The sequence below is a fragment of the Maricaulis sp. genome (genome assembly GCF_048268525.1).
Taxonomy (GTDB): Bacteria; Pseudomonadota; Alphaproteobacteria; order Caulobacterales; family Maricaulaceae; genus Maricaulis.
In genome coordinates this window covers 1-15625 of the sequence record NZ_JBLWVH010000011.1, presented here as the reverse complement: position 1 = coordinate 15625, position 15625 = coordinate 1, and the positions used below count along the sequence as shown (strand labels likewise).

At 63.8% G+C, this 15625-nt stretch carries 20 protein-coding genes; 18 read left to right on the top strand and 2 right to left on the bottom strand.

The annotated features are described in order from the left end of the window. The first annotated feature begins 77 nt into the window (after positions 1-77). The gene (locus ACN0X9_RS07325; RefSeq protein WP_417486961.1) at positions 78-323 is read left to right on the top strand and encodes a hypothetical protein; all 246 of its coding nucleotides are present in this window, start codon (positions 78-80) and stop codon (positions 321-323) included. A 26-nt stretch (positions 324-349) separates the two neighbouring features. Here the strand turns inward: ACN0X9_RS07325 and ACN0X9_RS07320 are convergent, their stop codons facing one another. Further along, positions 350-1255: a LysR substrate-binding domain-containing protein gene (locus ACN0X9_RS07320; RefSeq protein WP_417486960.1), complete on the bottom strand. Its 906-nt coding sequence runs from the start codon at positions 1253-1255 to the stop codon at positions 350-352. 126 nt (positions 1256-1381) lie between these two features. Between ACN0X9_RS07320 and ACN0X9_RS07315 the strand changes: the two genes are divergently transcribed. The 4 genes from ACN0X9_RS07315 to ACN0X9_RS07300 all read left to right on the top strand — a co-directional run bounded on the left by ACN0X9_RS07315 (position 1382) and on the right by ACN0X9_RS07300 (position 3441). Further along, a complete protein-coding gene (locus ACN0X9_RS07315) occupies positions 1382-1927 on the top strand; it encodes a carboxymuconolactone decarboxylase family protein (protein WP_417486959.1) in 546 nt (181 codons plus the stop codon). Positions 1928-1995: 68 nt separating this feature from the next. Beyond that, the gene (locus tag ACN0X9_RS07310) at positions 1996-2637 is read left to right on the top strand and encodes a pyridoxamine 5'-phosphate oxidase family protein (RefSeq protein WP_417486958.1); all 642 of its coding nucleotides are present in this window, start codon (positions 1996-1998) and stop codon (positions 2635-2637) included. Beyond that, entirely contained in the window at positions 2634-3110 is a 477-nt protein-coding gene (locus ACN0X9_RS07305) for a DUF1348 family protein (RefSeq protein WP_417486957.1), read from the top strand. The genes ACN0X9_RS07310 and ACN0X9_RS07305 overlap by 4 nt, the downstream gene beginning before the upstream one ends. Before the next feature lie 121 nt (positions 3111-3231). After that, on the top strand, positions 3232-3441 hold the full coding sequence (locus tag ACN0X9_RS07300; protein WP_417486956.1) for a SlyX family protein: 210 nt from the start codon (positions 3232-3234) through the stop codon (positions 3439-3441). On the opposite strand, the gene ACN0X9_RS07295 is transcribed toward ACN0X9_RS07300, so the two are convergent. After that, positions 3435-4991, bottom strand: coding sequence for a LytTR family DNA-binding domain-containing protein (locus ACN0X9_RS07295; RefSeq protein WP_417486955.1), 1557 nt, complete (start codon positions 4989-4991; stop codon positions 3435-3437). The two genes, ACN0X9_RS07300 and ACN0X9_RS07295, sit on opposite strands and share 7 nt — an antisense overlap. Positions 4992-5136: 145 nt before the next feature. Between ACN0X9_RS07295 and ACN0X9_RS07290 the strand changes: the two genes are divergently transcribed. From ACN0X9_RS07290 to der, 13 genes are all read left to right on the top strand, one after another. After that, the gene (locus tag ACN0X9_RS07290) at positions 5137-6609 is read left to right on the top strand and encodes an alpha/beta hydrolase (RefSeq protein ID WP_417486954.1); all 1473 of its coding nucleotides are present in this window, start codon (positions 5137-5139) and stop codon (positions 6607-6609) included. A gap of 72 nt (positions 6610-6681) precedes the next feature. Then, positions 6682-7578 carry an AraC family transcriptional regulator gene (locus ACN0X9_RS07285; RefSeq protein ID WP_417486953.1) on the top strand — a complete coding sequence of 299 codons (897 nt, stop codon included), beginning with the start codon at positions 6682-6684 and terminating at the stop codon, positions 7576-7578. Between the two features lie 180 nt (positions 7579-7758). Beyond that, the gene (locus ACN0X9_RS07280; protein ID WP_417486952.1) at positions 7759-8187 is read left to right on the top strand and encodes a hypothetical protein; all 429 of its coding nucleotides are present in this window, start codon (positions 7759-7761) and stop codon (positions 8185-8187) included. Further along, positions 8187-8726: an RNA polymerase sigma factor gene (locus ACN0X9_RS07275; protein WP_417486951.1), complete on the top strand. Its 540-nt coding sequence runs from the start codon at positions 8187-8189 to the stop codon at positions 8724-8726. Before ACN0X9_RS07280 ends, ACN0X9_RS07275 begins: the two co-directional genes overlap by 1 nt. Then, complete coding sequence (locus ACN0X9_RS07270; RefSeq protein ID WP_417486950.1) at positions 8713-9030, top strand: hypothetical protein; 318 nt, start codon at positions 8713-8715, stop codon at positions 9028-9030. Before ACN0X9_RS07275 ends, ACN0X9_RS07270 begins: the two co-directional genes overlap by 14 nt. 87 nt (positions 9031-9117) lie before the next feature. Continuing rightward, complete coding sequence (locus ACN0X9_RS07265) at positions 9118-9675, top strand: NnrU family protein (protein WP_417486949.1); 558 nt, start codon at positions 9118-9120, stop codon at positions 9673-9675. A gap of 85 nt (positions 9676-9760) precedes the next feature. Next, positions 9761-10147 carry a DUF6249 domain-containing protein gene (locus ACN0X9_RS07260; RefSeq protein ID WP_417486948.1) on the top strand — a complete coding sequence of 129 codons (387 nt, stop codon included), beginning with the start codon at positions 9761-9763 and terminating at the stop codon, positions 10145-10147. A 13-nt stretch (positions 10148-10160) separates the two neighbouring features. Further along, positions 10161-10703, top strand: a complete 543-nt coding sequence (locus ACN0X9_RS07255) for an RNA polymerase sigma factor (protein WP_417486947.1) — start codon at positions 10161-10163, stop codon at positions 10701-10703. Next, positions 10700-11041, top strand: a complete 342-nt coding sequence (locus tag ACN0X9_RS07250) for a hypothetical protein (RefSeq protein WP_417486946.1) — start codon at positions 10700-10702, stop codon at positions 11039-11041. The genes ACN0X9_RS07255 and ACN0X9_RS07250 overlap by 4 nt, the downstream gene beginning before the upstream one ends. Positions 11042-11105: 64 nt before the next feature. Then, positions 11106-11945 carry a 3-methyl-2-oxobutanoate hydroxymethyltransferase gene (gene panB / locus ACN0X9_RS07245; RefSeq protein ID WP_417486945.1) on the top strand — a complete coding sequence of 280 codons (840 nt, stop codon included), beginning with the start codon at positions 11106-11108 and terminating at the stop codon, positions 11943-11945. Positions 11946-12018: 73 nt separating this feature from the next. After that, positions 12019-12804, top strand: a complete 786-nt coding sequence (locus ACN0X9_RS07240) for a tetratricopeptide repeat protein (protein WP_417486944.1) — start codon at positions 12019-12021, stop codon at positions 12802-12804. Beyond that, positions 12797-14173, top strand: coding sequence for a PQQ-binding-like beta-propeller repeat protein (locus ACN0X9_RS07235; protein WP_417486943.1), 1377 nt, complete (start codon positions 12797-12799; stop codon positions 14171-14173). Before ACN0X9_RS07240 ends, ACN0X9_RS07235 begins: the two co-directional genes overlap by 8 nt. A gap of 10 nt (positions 14174-14183) precedes the next feature. Next, on the top strand, positions 14184-15625 hold a 1442-nt coding region (gene der / locus ACN0X9_RS07230; protein ID WP_417486942.1), incomplete at its 3' end, for a ribosome biogenesis GTPase Der.

Genomic DNA, 15625 nt, shown 5'->3' with positions numbered 1-15625 from the left:
GAAAGGCCGGGCAATTGCCCGGCCTTTTTGTTTTTCCGGCCCATTTGCCCTATTGTCAGCGCCAAGGAGACATGCCCATGAGCGAACCCGTCTACAGTGACCTTCTGAAAGTGACCCCGGTGGCCCCGAAAACGCGGGCCGAAATCACCGACACCATGGTCCGCACCAAGCTGGACAAGGAAACCGACGAGCGGCAAGCCAAGATCCGCAAGCTGCGCCAGGCCCGTCTGGCGATGGAAGCCAAGGCTGCGGCTGCCGCAGCCAAACCGGCTGCGCCGAAAAAGGTGCGGGCGAAGCCGCCGAAATTCGCCAACAAGGGCTAGTCGTCCCTGACGGCCGATACGGGCTGTCACCAAAGCGCCGTCAGACTTGATCGAAGGCGGCTCTTTGCGAAGTCGAGGAAGCTGCGCAGCTTGGCCGGCAGCACGCCGCGGCCGGCATGAACAAGATGCACGGGCAGGGGTGCCGGTTCGAACTCCTCCAACAATACATGCAAAGACCCGCTCTTCACGGCGTCAGCGCATTGATAACTCAATACCCGGGTTACACCGACACCATCGCAGGCTGACCAGACCGCGGCATCGGCGCTGCTGACGGTGAGACGGGGCCGCGGCGCGCTGTCATGTGTCTGCCCGCCGGGGCCTGTGAAGGTCCAGCGGCCGGCTGGCGACAGGATGTCGAAGTGCACGCCGGGCATGCCGGGCAGGTCCTCCGGCGATTGCGGCTTTCCGTGGGCCGCCAGCAGACCCGGACTGGCCACCACGACCGTCCGAATCGATCCGACTCTTGTCGCCACCATCGAACTGTCCGGCAGGGGCCCGATCCGCACAGCCAGGTCGATATGTTCGTCCATCAGGTGAAGATTGCGGTCGGACAGGACCAGGCGGACATCGATCTTGGGATAGGCGATAAGAAAGTCCCGGATTACCGGCAGGACCAGAAGGCGCCCGAAAGCCACCGGAGCGGTCAGGATCAGCTCACCACGCGGCGAATGATATTCGCCTGCCGCTGCCCGTTCTGTCTCGTCAACATCGTCCAGGATCCGCCGTGCGGCGGCGAGATAGGCGGTGCCGGCGTCAGTCAGGGCGAGCTTGCGGGTGGTTCGCGTCAGCAGTTTTGTACCGAGATGGGCTTCCAGCTCTGTCACCTGACGGCTGATCGTGGCCAGGGGTATGCCGAGGGCCCGGCTGGCGCCGGAGAAACTCCCGCTGTCGACGACCTGCACGACAATGGACATGGCTTTGAGACGGTCCATTTTTGTTCCATTTATTGGAAAAGAATTTCTCGATTATAGCTGATTATCATTTTTTGCGGAACGCCCAATTCTCCCCGGCAGAACGCGATCCCGGACGGATCGCCCCAATTCCTGAAGGAGAAACCAATGTCCCGCCTGCCCATTCCCGATCTCGATTCCGCCCCCGCAGCCTCCAAGCCGATCCTGGAGGCCGTTCACAAGCAGCTCGGCGTCGTCCCGAACATGTTCCGTCTCATTGCCACCAGCCCAGCCGCACTGGAAGGCTATACCGGCAATAACGGCGCGCTCTCCAGGACGCTGGATGTCAAGACCCGCGAGCGCATCGCCCTTGCCGTGGCCCAGGTCAATGGTTGTGACTATTGCCTGTCGGCCCACACCTATCTGGGTCTGAACCTTGCCAATCTCACGCCGGAAGAGGTTGCCCGCAACCGCACCGGGCGGTCCGGCGATGCCAAGGCTGATGCCGCTGTCGGTTTCGCAGCAAAGGTGGTGCGCGAGCGCGGCCGCGTCAGCGACAGCGATATCACCGGGTTGCGCGAGGCGGGCTATACCGACGGCCAGATTGTCGAGATCGTCGCCCTGGCCGCCGAAAACGTCTTCACCAACCTGATCAACAACGTTGCCAAGACCGATATCGACTTCCCCGTCGTTACCGCGTCGCAGGCCGGCTGATCACGAGCGGGCAGGCCGTCCTGTCGGTCTGCCCGCTCCCGTTTGCTCGAAAGGACCGGAGCGGCATCATGAGCTACCGATTTCTCGACATCGCCACCACATCCAGCGTGCGGGCGGTCCGCGAAGACATGGGCAGTGCCCATCTCTGGGAACGCTTCGAAGGAGACCGCGCGACCGATAGCCTGACACAGCACGAAGCAGATTTCATAGCGGCACGCGATCATTTCTACATGGCTTCTGTTTCGGAGTCGGGCTGGCCCTATGTCCAGCATCGCGGCGGACCGAGAGGATTCCTGACCGTGTTGGATGCTGCCACACTGGCATTCGCGGATTATCGCGGGAATCGCCAATACATCTCGGTCGGTAATACGCGGGCGAATGCCCGTGTGGCCCTGATCCTGATGGACTATGCCAACCGCACACGCTTGAAGGTCTTCGCCACTGTCGAGCTTCTGCCGGTTGAAGCCGAGAGCGATCTGGCCGGGCGTGTCCTCCCGCAGGGCTATCGCGCCCGCCCTGAGCGGATTGTGCTCCTGCATGTGGTGGCGTTCGACTGGAACTGTCCACAGCACATCACGCAACGCTTCACCGAGGACGAGATCATCGAGACGATGCGCGGGGTGAATGAACGCTTGTCCGGACTGGAAGACGAGAACGCCCGGCTGCGCGCGGACCTCGCGCTGGCCCGGGGCGAGGGGGCGAGCTCATGACCGATCAGACCCGGCCGCCCGTACCACCTTTCACGACGTTGGCCGCGGCAGCGCGCAAGGTCCGTCTCGCGGAGGACGCTTGGAATTCGCGCGACCCGGAACAGGTGGCGCTGGCCTATACGACCGACAGTGAATGGCGCAATCGCGATGTTTTCCTGCGGGGGCGGGGCGAGATCATCGCCTTCCTGGCGGGCAAGTGGGAGCGGGAGCTGGATTACCGCCTGATCAAGGAGATCTGGGCGTTCCGGGACAACCGTATCGCCGTGCGCTTTGCCTATGAGTGGCACGACCTGTCCGGCAGTTGGTACAGGGCTTATGGCAATGAAAACTGGGAATTCGCGCCCGACGGTCTGATGCGGCGGCGCATCGCCAGCATCAACGATGCCGTGATCCGCGAGGAAGATCGAAAATTTTTCTGGCCGCAGGGCCGACGTCCGGATGATCACCCCGGTCTGGCTGAGATGGGCCTTTGACCGGGGCCGCCTGACCCGGTCGCAGATTGCTTGCGCGGCCATGCCAGACCAACCGCCTTTGGGACTGGGAACCTGATCGGGATCGGATAGATTGCGACCGGAATGTCACGTGGAGTCCAGAATGATAGATACCCTTCAGGCCCGCCTCGATGAGGTCGAGGCCCATGCCGCCCATCAGGACAAGACCGTGGATGATCTCAACGCCGTCATTCTTGCCCAGCGTGAGGAACTCGACCGGCTGACCCGCCGGGTCAATGTCATGCTGACCCGTCTCGAGGCGCTGGAGGCTGCTGCGCCGGGGCCGGAGGTGACCAAGCCGCCGCACTATTGAGGCGGGCGCTTCTCGGCGAGTGCCGAGCGGACTGTCGGCAGGATGCGGCGGCTGACGGGTACTCGTGCGCCGTTCGACAGGATCAGCTCGCCGGTGCCGCCGGCATCGCGCTCCAGAGCCGATACAAACAGTGTGTTGACGACATGCGACCGGTGCACCCGCAGGAAGGCCGGCGGCAATTCATTCTCCAGCCCGCCCAGCGTGCCGGTGTAGAGCGTCGTGCGGCCGTCCTCGAAATGAAGTTCCACATAGTCGCCGGCGGCCTTGAGCTGGACGATCCGGTCGGTCGAGACATAGTCGACGCGACCGGCGCTGACGAGCTGGATCTGGGCCGGGGCCGACTTCTGCCGGGCCTGGTCGAGGGCCGTCTCCAGCTTCAGGGCGCGTCGGGCTTCAAGGCGTCTCTGGCGGCGCTCGGCGACCAGCGACTGGGCCTGCTGGTACATGGCGAAGGCCAGCACACCGGCGGCGGCGTAGAAATAGCCGACGTCGAGGAAGTATGAGCCGACCTGGTACAGGACCAGCAGGAACAGGGTGAAGGCCGCAGCGAGGCCGAGCGCGCCGGGTTTCCTCTGGAAAGCCCACAGGGCTGACCAGGCAAGTCCTGCCAGGGCGCAGGTGGTCAGGACGCCGACCGTCTTGCCGTCAAAGCCGGGCATGATGATGACCACCGGGACGAGGACGATCAGCACCGCCAGGACGCGCACCAGTCGCGACTGCCAGCCCAGCGATGTCATTCGTTCCAGCAGGTAGGCGAAGACACAGATGCCAAAGCCTGCCGCACACAAGGTGATAAGCACAAGCCTGACATCGTGGAATGGATAGGGATAGGCGACGAGGCCGCGCGCCGTTTCGACCAGCAGCTCGGTTCCGGCGAACAGGGCGGCCGCTGCCAGCAAGGCGGAGGTCGAGCGGTCTTCATTGCGCCAGGTCGTGACCCCGAAGAAGACCAGGCCGACCAGGAAGACCCCGAATGTGATCAGGCTCGGCCAATATCCGGTTATGATGATGCGGGTCGGGTCCTGATACCGTCCGAACTGGACTGCGTGGACAGGTGACGCCAATTCCAGCCAGCCATAATGGGAAGACATGCGGATATCGATGGTGTTGTCGCCTGTCCTGACCAGCGTGTGCGGAACGAACAGGCTGGCATCGATGCGTCCGGCGGTTTCGGAGCGGCGATCATCGCCCGGTTGTCCATTGGTTCCGACAAGGTGCTCATTGACGTATATCTCGCTGGACATCTTGCCCATCACCATCAACCCGAAAGGGCCGTCGCCCCGCAAATTTTCCGTGCCGAGGGGCAGGCGGAGCCGGGCCCATATATGGGTGCCCTGCGGATCGAGTTCCTGGATCGGGACGCTGCGGCATTCCGCGGCGCTGTAGTCGGGCGGGGCGGTATCGCCATTGTTTGCCGGACAGACCCGCACATCCTCGATTGCGACATGTCTTGGTGCCTGACCGGAGGCGTCAGGGAGAAGGCAGCAGGCCACCGACAAAACGGCAAACAGCTGCGCGATCAGGCGCAAGGGGGCGTGACGAGCGGTCATGTTGGCAAGACTAGCGGTTGTTCGGCTCACCGTCCCGCCGCTTGACGGCTGGAGGCCGCCGCCGGTCGATTGGGGCGTGATCGAGCGGTGCCATGACGCTCTGCTGTAGCTGTGCCGGGGGGCACGACACAGTGGAGCATGATCGATGAAACGACTGACCTTGGCCCGTGCCGGTTTGCTGGCGGGCGCCCTCTTCGCGTCCCTGCCGGCGGCTGCCGGTGCGGCGCAGCCGAACCCTGAAACCGGTATCGTCTTTACCGCCCGGAGCGGCGACACCACGGACGCCTTTCGCGGTGAATTCCAGGTGCCGGAAAACCGCGCCGATCCGCACAGCCGGATGATCACCATCAGCTATGTGCGATTCCCGGCAACCGGCGAGCGCGCCGGGCCGCCTATCGTCTATCTCGCCGGCGGTCCCGGCGGTTCAGGGTCCGGGACGGCGCAGGGCCAGCGCTTCCCGCTCTTCATGGCGATGCGCCAGCATGGTGATGTGATCGCCTTTGACCAGCGAGGGACCGGACAGTCGCAACGACCTCCGCGTTGTGTCAGCAGCCAGTCCGCCGACGACAGTGCGCGGGTCAGCGATGCCGACATCATCGCCAGCCAGCGGGCGGCCCTGAGTGAATGCCTGGCCTTCTGGGACAGCGAGGGCGTGGATATCCTCGGCTATACGACGCAGGAAAGCGTCGCCGACCTGTCCGACCTTCGCGCCCATCTCGGTGCCGACCGGATGTCGCTCTGGGGTATCTCCTATGGCAGCCACCTGGCACTCGCAGCCTTGAACGCGATCCCGGACAAGATTGACCGGGTGATTATCGCCAGTGCCGAGGGGCTCGACCAGACGGTCAAGCTGCCGGCCCGGACCGATGCCTATATCGCCCGCCTGCAGGCGGCGGTGAACACCCAGCCGGCCGCCGCCGCGCTCTATCCGGACATTGCCGGGCTGATGCGGCGTGTTCACGCGCAGCTGGAAGCCGAACCCATCCTGATGCAGGTGCCGCAGGAAGACGGCACGAGCCTGCCCTTTCTCCTGCAGCGCCATCATCTCCAGCAATTCGCGTCCGGGCTGATTGCAGATCCGGCCAATGCCGGCTTGTTGCCGGCGCTCTATGCCGGGGTGGAGCAGGGCGATACCCAATTGCCGATCGCGTTGCTGCAGTATTTCTGGACGCCCGGCGAACCGATCTCGATGAACGCCATGCCGACCGCCATGGACCTCGCCTCGGGTATTGATGCGGATCGACTGGCCGTCGTCGACGAGCAGGCGCAAACCTCGCTTCTGGGCGCCTATCTGAACTTCCCCATGCCGCAATTGAACGAAGCCGTTCCCGGCCTTGATCTGGGTGCGGATTTCCGTCGCGGCCCGACAGGAGACACGCCCGTGTTGTTGCTGACCGGTACGCTCGACGGGCGGACTTATCCGCAAAGCCAGCGCGAAGCGGTTGCCGGGCTGAGCGATGTCACCCGGGTCACGGTCGTCAATGCCGGACATAATCTCTTCATGACGACCCCTGAGGTGGGTGAAGCGATGCACGCCTTCATGCGCGGTGAGCCGGTCGCCAGCGAAGAGATCGTGATCGATCTGCCTGACTTCCTGGCCAACCCGTTCGAGCGATAGGCGAGAGCCTGCCGGCACACAATGCGCAAGAACGGGACCGCGCCGGCTTGCGCACCGGGCTAGACCGGCATCATGGTTCATCGTGAAGGAGACACGACCATGATGCCGGACAGCCGTTTACGTCATGCCGAACGCATTGAGCGGGTACTGGCGCAGATTGAGGCCAGCGATGGCGAAGCAGGCACCCTGTCGCTGGAGGCACTGGCCTCGACGGCCGCCTTGTCGCCCTTCCACTTTCACCGGGTCTATCGCCTGATGACGGGGGAAACGCTGGCGGAGACCCTGCGCCGGGTCCGGTTGGCGCGCACCCTGCCGGAGCTGGAGGCCGAGGGGCAATCGATCACCCGGGCCGCAGCGGGGGCCGGCTATGGATCATCACAGGCCTTTGCCCGGGCCTTCCGCGCTGCGACTGGCGGGTCGGCCAGCGAATTGCGCGCCGGCCGCACGGAGTTGATCGACCGTCTGCTCAAACCGGCACCCGGCGGTGATGGCGACGTAGCCCTGGAGGTCGAGATCGTCTCGACCGATCCGCTGCGTTTGCTGGCGATCCGCAATGTCGGCGCCTATGCCGAGTTGAACCTGACCTATGAGCGGTTGTTCGAGGCGGTTTTCAGCCAGCACCCCATAGATGCCCTGCAGGGGATCTACGGCGTCTGGTACGAAGACCCGCGCTCTACCGAGCCCGACGCCCTGAGTTTTGATTGCGCCATCGCCGTCGGTGACATCGTGCCGCCTGAGGGCATTGGTTGTCTGGAACTCGCCGCCGGGTGCCACGCCCGACTGCGCCATGTCGGCGACTATGACAGTCTGCATGAGAGTATCGACCGGCTGTACGCAACCGTCATCGACCAGGGCCTTGGCGGTTTTGCCGACCGGCCGCTTTTCGTCAATTATGTGGATGATCCGAGCGGTCGCGTCGCCGCCGAGCTGCGCTCCGACATCTATCTGCCGCTGGATCAAGGCCACTAGGGTCAACGGGCCCCCGGGCCGCAATTGCCCCGATCTGGACAGGCCGGGGCAATCGGTTCCACATCGATCCTGCACTTTTTTTGTGTCCGTCGCATCCAAACCGCGTCGCGGCGGCGACACAGGAGCAAAGACCCGCTGAATGCCGGTGCATCCAGGGGCGTGGAACAGGAGATCGAGCCGATGGTCGAGTTGTTTGAGAGTTACTGGTGGTTGCTTTTCCCGCTGGCGTTCTTTGTCGCTGCCGGTTGGGGCAGCTTCATGCGGTACAAGCGTACCCAGGCCAAGATCGACCTGTTGAAGACCTATGCCGCATCCGGCAAGGAGCCGCCCGCCGACCTGATCGCCAGCCTTGATGCGGCCGATGATGGTCGCCCGGACTGGTCCGATCTGGACCACAATTCCGGCAGTGGCCACTCAAACTATGGCACCGGCAGCAATGCCTTCCTGGTGATCCTGTTTGCCGGTTTTTCCGCTGTGTTCGCCTATGAGGGCTATAGCGGTCTGATCGGAATGGGTGAGGTCGCCTATTTCGTGGCGATGATCTTCGCCGTCCTGTCCTTCGCCTTCCTGGTGTCGGCCTTCTTCAAGGGCAAGAAGTCGTCGGACTGATGCGCTCGCAACCGACGGACGCGGCGCTCGTCGCAGCGGCCCGCTCGGGCAATGATGCGGCCTATGCGCGGATCGTCGACCGGTATCAGGGGGCGATCCGCGCCTTCCTGCGCCGGATGAGCCCGTATGATGCGGATGCCGATGATCTGGCCCAGGAGGTGTTCCTGGCCGGATGGACCGAATTGCGCCGGCTGCGCGAGCCCGAGCGATTGAAGACCTGGCTGTTCTCGATCGCCTGGCGCAAGGCCAGGGGGCGGGCCCGGAGCATGGCCCGCTCGCGCCAGCGCGACCATGACTGGCAGTCGATGCGTCCGGATAGCGAGACGCCGCAGACAGAACGCGCCATCGCGCTGCGGCAGGCGCTGGGGCAGCTGCCGCCCGACCAGCGCGCCGCCGTCTCCCTGTGTCTGGGGGAGGGGTGGTCGCATGGCGATGCCGCAAAAGTCTTGGAAATGCCGTTGGGGACTGTAAAATCACATGTGTTGCGAGGGCGTGCGCGCCTCGCCGAAATCCTGGGAGTGGGTGATGGACAAGACTGATCCGCTTGCTGACTTCTTCGCCGCCGAAACCGTACCGTCCAGTGACCGGGCTTTCCGGACCGGCGTCATGGAGCGCGTCGCCCGCAGGCGTCTGCGCATCGAGCTGGTCCTGCGCCTGGTCGCAGGCTGCCTGCTGGTGCTCGGCCTGGCCCTGGTCTCACCGGCCTTGCAGATCATTGCCGGGACGCTGGGGCAGGAGATGTCCGCAGCGCTTCAGATCATCGCCATTGTCGGCGGTGTCGCCTTTCTGGGCCATGGCTGGCTGACCCGGACCATCAACCTGCCCCGCTTGCGCATGTTCTGATCTCCGCCGCCTGGGTCCCATCCGGTTTTCATCCACGACATGGCGATGAATCGCCTATAATCACCGGACGAGCTCGGGGAGGCGTCGATGCTGCTTTTATCTGTCGGACTGGTGATGTTCCTGGGGGTTCACGGCCTGCGCCTCGTGCCCGGTTTGCGTGACACGCTGGTCGTCCAGCTGGGCGCAACGCCCTACAAGCTGGCATATACGGCGATATCGCTGGTCGGCTTCGGCCTCATCATCTACGGCAAGATCATCGCTCATCCGACGCCGTCGGTCTGGACAACCCCGGGCTGGGGACACCAGGCCGCCCTGTTTGCCGTGCCGCTGGGGATCATCCTGCTCGCCTCGGCCTACGCGCCCGGACATATCCGCCGCTGGGTGCGCCATCCGATGCTGGCCGGCGTTGTGGTCTGGTCCGGCGCGCACCTGCTTGCCAATGCGGAGGCGGCCGCCGTGCTGTTGTTCGGCAGTTTCTTTGTCTGGTCGCTGGTCACCTTCATTGCCGCCTGCCTCCGCGAAACGCCGCCGCCGGTCGTTAAAGGCTGGGGTGGCGATCTGACCGCCATTGTGCTGGGTTTGATTGCAGCGCTCATCATATTGAATTTACATGGATATTTATTCGGTATAGCGGTTATCGGCTGACCGCTGCATCCAATCCCGATGCTGGCCGCATCTCATGGTCAAAGCCGGTGCACGGAGCACCCGGGCCATACGCAGGAGAAAGATCATGGACCTTACGGTTATGTTGGTATCGTTGGCACCGTTTGCCATGGTGTTGGGCATTGTCTGGGTTGCGGTGAATGCCGGTACCCAGAAACGGAAATCCACGCTGAGCACAATCGAAACGGCCATTCAGGCGGGCCAGACCATGGACCCGGACACGATCCGCGCTTTGGGCATGCCCCGCAAGGACAGCAATGGCGACCTGAAATCGGGTCTGATCCTGATCGCTGTCGCAGCCGCCCTGGTCGTCCTGGGATGGACCATTGGTGCCGTCGAAGGCGAAGAAGAAGCGGCTTATATCATGCCCGCCATCGCGGCCTTCCCCGGCTTTATCGGTCTGGTTCTCGTCGGCTTCGGCCTGCTGGGTCGCAAGAAAGAGGGCTCCGAGTAATCGGAGCGGGCTGATGAAGGCGTCGGACGAAGAACTCACAGCTCTGGTGGTCGCCACGAAGAACCCGGCGGCCTTCGGAGAACTGGTCCGGCGCCACCAGGGTCTGGTTCGCGGCATGCTGAACCGCATGTGCCGCAACCACGCCCTCGCTGATGACCTGGCCCAGGATGCCTTCATCCGGGCCTACGAGAAGATCGGCAGCTTCAAGGGCACGGGGACGTTCAAGTCCTGGCTGTGCTCGATCGCCTACACCCAGTTTTTGATGTCGGCGCGCAAGCGCAAGGCGACCGAGCGGGTGCTGGAGAAATTCAAGGCCGATGTCGAAGAGAGCGAAGCCCCGCGCGACATGGGCAATGTGGTTGATCTCGATCGCGGGCTCGCCACATTGAAGGAAGACGAGCGGATCGCGGTGGTGTTGTGTTATTCATGCGGCATGTCGCATTCGGAAGCCGCTGAGGCGACCGGCATGCCGCTGGGAACGGTCAAGTCGCACGTCAATCGCGGCCGGGCCAAATTGCAGGCGTTCTTCACGGACGCGGAGGTAATGGTGTCATGACCATGGATGATGCATTTGATGCACGGCTCAAGGCCGCCTTCGCCCAGGCATCCGAGCCGTTGGAAACGGAAACCGAGGCCGAACGGTTCTCGCAGCGTGTGATCAAGCAATTGTCGAACCCTGATCGCAAGCGGATCCTGCTTCTGGGTGGTGCCGGTTCGACCGGGTCGGCGATTGCCGGTACGCAACTTGAGTCCGTACTCGGCCAGGTGCAGATCCCCACTGAAGGCTTGCTGTCCAATGTCGGCTTCCTGATGGGGCCGGAAGTCATGGCCGCCGCCGCCATGGCGGTCGCCGTCGGCATGGTGGCGATGGTACTGCCGCGCCGACTGGCCTGAGGCTTTTGCAGCGCAACATGCTGCGCTAGGGTCCGGCCACCTGTCGTCACAAAGGCCATCCGCCATGTCTGCTCAGTCAAAGACCCCGACCAAGGGCCGCCGCATCACCGCTCCGGACATCCGTGCCCGCAAGGGCGGTGAGCCGCTTGTCTGCCTCACCGCCTATGACGCGCCGATGGCCCGCATCCTGGATCCCCATTGTGACCTCCTGCTGGTCGGCGACAGTGTCGGCATGGTGGTGCACGGCCTGGACAGCACGGTCGGTGTGACCCTGGACATGATGATCCTGCACGGGCAGGCGGTCATGCGCGGCGCCAGGCAGGCACTGGTCGCCGTCGACATGCCGTTTGGCAGCTATGAGCAGTCACCCGAGCAGGCCTTTGCCAATGCCGCCCGCGTTATGGCCGAGACCGGTTGCCAGGCCATCAAGATCGAAAGCGGCACCTATGCCGCCGACACGATCCGCTTCATGGCGGCCCGCTCGATCCCGGTGATCGGTCATATCGGACTGCGTCCCCAGGCGGCGCTCGCCGATGGCGGATACAAGGCCAAGGGGCGAACGCAGGCCGAGCGTCAGCGCGTGATCGACGAAGCGCTGGCCACGGCCGAGGCCGGTGCCTTCGCGATCGTCATTGAGGGCGTGGCCGAGGACCTGGCGCGCGAGATCACAGAAACTGTGGATGTTCCCACCATCGGCATCGGCGCTTCAGCCGCCTGTGACGGGCAGATACTGGTCACCCAGGACATGCTGGGCGTGTTCGACTGGACCCCGAAATTCGTCAAGCGCTATGACAATATGGCCGAGCGTACCGATGCTGCCGTGGCGCAATATGCCAGCGATGTCCGAGATCGCAGCTTTCCCTCGTCGCGCGAGGTCTACACCATGAAGCGTTCGGACGGCTGAGGTCTGTTGCGGCAGTGGGGTAGGGACGCTAGGGTCCGCCGCACATTGATTGGAATTACGGAGCCGCTTCGACGTGGTCGATATTTTTGAAGAAGTCGACGAAGAACTTCGCCGGGACAAGTATCAGGATTTGTTGCGTCAATGGGGCCCTTGGGCACTGGGCGCAGCCTTGGCGGTGATCGCCGGATCCGTGGCCTGGCAGAGCTTCGATGCCTGGCAGACCGGAAGCCGCCAAACGGCCTCCGATGCCTTTATCGCGGCAATGACGCATTCCGAGTCGGGCGAGCTGGCGCTGGCTGCGGCCGGGCTGGAAACGCTCGCCGAAAATGGCACGCCCGGCTATGTGTCGCTGGCGCTGATCCAGCGCGGCAATGTGGCGATCGAGCAGGGTGACAATGCGGCAGCGACCGGGTTCTTCGAACAGGCCGCAGCGCATGCCAACGATCCGCTTCTTCGGGACATGGCCGAGATCCGGGCCGTCTGGGCCTCCTGGGACAGCCTGTCCTTCTCCGACATTGATCTGCGCCTGAGCCGCTTGGTCAATGCGGATTCGGCCTATCGTCATATCGCTCGCGAAACGATTGCGGCCGCCGCGTTGCGCGCTGACAATATCGAGCGGGCGCGGACCCATTACCAGTTCCTGGCCTTCTCCAGCGATGCCCCGGCCGGCGTGCAGCGTCGCGCCCAGGAAGCGATGGCCCTGATTGCCCAGCGCACGGCCCTGGCCGAGCCTGCCGCTGACGAGGCGACCACCGACGACGCAGTGACGGGGGCTGACCCGTCAGCACCGGTCGACGGCGCGGCTGACGCTGCTGCCGAAGAAGAAACCACCGATGCCGGGGATGCAGGCGATGATTGATGTAAAGCGTATCCGCACCCTTCTTGGTGTGGCCCTGATTGCCCCGCTGGCGGCGTGCTCGTCTGTTCCCAACCCGCTCGACATGATCCCAGGGCGTGGCAATGACAACGACGCCGAACGCCTGAATGGTGATGCGCCGACCGATGGCCGTGTTTCCATTCTCAATTTCGAGCAGGGTCTGAACCTCGACAATGATGGCGAGCCGCGGGTCGTCGACCTGCCGCCGGCCTACGTCAACACGGTCTGGCCGCAGCCGGGCGGGTACCCGACCAATGCCGTCCAGCACACCCAGGCCAGCGGCCCGCTCGCCATCGCCTGGCGCGAAGGCTTCGGCAACGGCTCCGACAATGACCGCCGGCTGAATGCCCGTCCCGTGGTGGCTGGTGACACGCTTTACGCCATCGATGCGCGCGGCGAAGTCGTCGCCATGAATGCAACGACCGGCTCCGTCGTCTGGCGCCACCGCATCGAAGCCTCCGAGCGCCATGACCGGATGTCCTTCGGTGGCGGCATCGCCTTCGATGGCGGGCGTCTCTACGTCCACACGGGCCTGAATTTTTTTGTCGCGCTGGATGCGGCATCGGGCAGCGAGATCTGGCGTTCGGCCACACTCGTACCATTCCATGGATCGCCGACGGTCGCGGATGGTCGTGTCTTTGTTTCCAGTGATGACAACGAGCTGCTGGCGCTCGACACCGATAGCGGACAGGTCCTGTGGACCTATCAGGGCATCGTCGAATCGGCCCGCCTGCTGACCGCACCAAGTCCGGCCGTGCTGGGCGATATCGTTGTGGCTCCCTTCGCCTCCGGCGAGCTGATCGCCCTGCGGGTCCAGAACGGCAACCCGATCTGGCAGGACAGCCTGACGCGCGCCGGTGGCCTGACCGCCATGTCCGAGATCAATGACGTCGCCGGCAGCCCGGTCGTTGTCGACAACACCGTCTATGCGATGAGCCATTCCGGTCTTTTGGCCGCGATCTCGCTGCGTACAGGCGAACGCCTGTGGAGCCAGCCGGCTGGTGGCCTGCATGCGCCATGGGTCGCGGGTGATTTCCTCTTCGTCACAACCAGCGAAGCCGAGATCGTCTGCATCAACCGTCATGATGGCGAGGTCTACTGGATCACCCAATTGTCGCTGTTCGAGAATGCGCGCGAGCGCAAGAACCGACTCGCCTGGACGGGGCCGGTGATGGCCGGTGGTCGTCTGGTCGTGGCCTCCAGTCGAGGCGAAATGGTGGTCCTGAACGCCGTCGACGGGAGCATTGTTTCCCAGCGTGATCTGCCGGGCGATGTGTTCGTCCCCCCTGTCATTGCCAATGAAACCGTATATGTCGTCACCGATGATGCGCGGATGATCGCGCTCCGCTAGGCGCAAATGCATGACTGCTCACTTGCCCCGCATCGCCGTCGTTGGACGGCCCAATGTGGGAAAATCGACACTTTTCAATCGATTGGCCGGAAAACCACTGGCCATTGTCGATGACCGGCCCGGTGTAACCCGCGACCGGCGCGAGGCGCGTGGGCGTTTGGGCGATCTGCCCTTATTGCTGATCGACACCGCCGGATACGATGATTCCGAGAAAGACGGTCTGGATGCGGAGATGCGCACCCAGACCGAAATGGCTATCCATGACGCCGATATCTGCCTGCTGCTGATCGATGCGCGGGCCGGCGTTACGCCGCTGGATGTGGTCTTTGCCGATGTGATCCGCCGATCGGGAAAACCGGTCCTGCTGCTGGCCAACAAGTGCGAAGGCAAGGCTGGCGAAAGTGGCCTGATCGACGCGTTCGAACTGGGCATGGGCGAGCCGATTGCCTTCTCTGCTGCGCATGGTGCCGGAATCGGTGATCTGTACGACGCCGTGGTCGAGGCCCTTGGTCCGCTGGCCAAGGCCGCGCGGCGCGGCAACAAGGATGATGGCGATCCGCCCTTGCGCATTGCTGTAATCGGGCGCCCGAACGCCGGCAAATCCACCCTGATCAACACGTTGATCGGAGAGGAGCGATTGATCACCGGACCCGAGGCCGGGATCACCCGTGACGCCATTTCGGTGGACTGGGTCTGGGATGGTCGACGGGTGCGCCTGCATGACACTGCGGGCCTGCGCAAGCGCGGCAAGGTGGCGGACCGGCTCGAGCGCATGAGCGCCGCCGACACGCTGCGCGCCGTCAAGTTCGCCGAAGTGGTGCTGCTGCTGATGGATGCCGAGCATCCGCTGGAGAAGCAGGACCTGCACCTCGCCGACATGGCCTACAAGGAAGGCCGCGCCGTCGCGATCGCCGTTTCCAAGATGGACCTCGTGCCCAATCGCGAAGCCTATCTCAAGGAAATCCGCCTGGAGTTCGAACGTCTGCTGCCGCAGATGACCGGTGCGCCCGTACTGCCGATGTCGGCCCTGAAGAAAAAGGGTCTCGACGCGATCATGCCGACCCTGGCCAAATTGCACGAGAACTGGGACGCCAAGGTCAAGACGCGCGACCTCAATGACTGGCTGCACGAGATGACCGAGCGTCATCCGCCGCCCGCCGTCAATGGTCGCCGCATCAAGCCGCGCTACATGACCCAGACCAAGGGCCGTCCGCCGACCTTCGTGCTGATGTGCTCGCGCGCGTCAGATTTGCCGGAAAGCTATAAGCGCTATCTGGTCAATGGTCTGCGCGAAGCCTTCGACCTGCCCGGCGTGCCGATCCGTCTGATCGTCAAGGCTGGCAAGAATCCCTATGTCGACGGGGATCGCGGTGGCAGCGGCACGGGCGAGAAAGCCGGCAAGCCGTCGCATCCGAACCGGACGCCGGGGCGTCCCAAGGGCCAGCGCCCGTC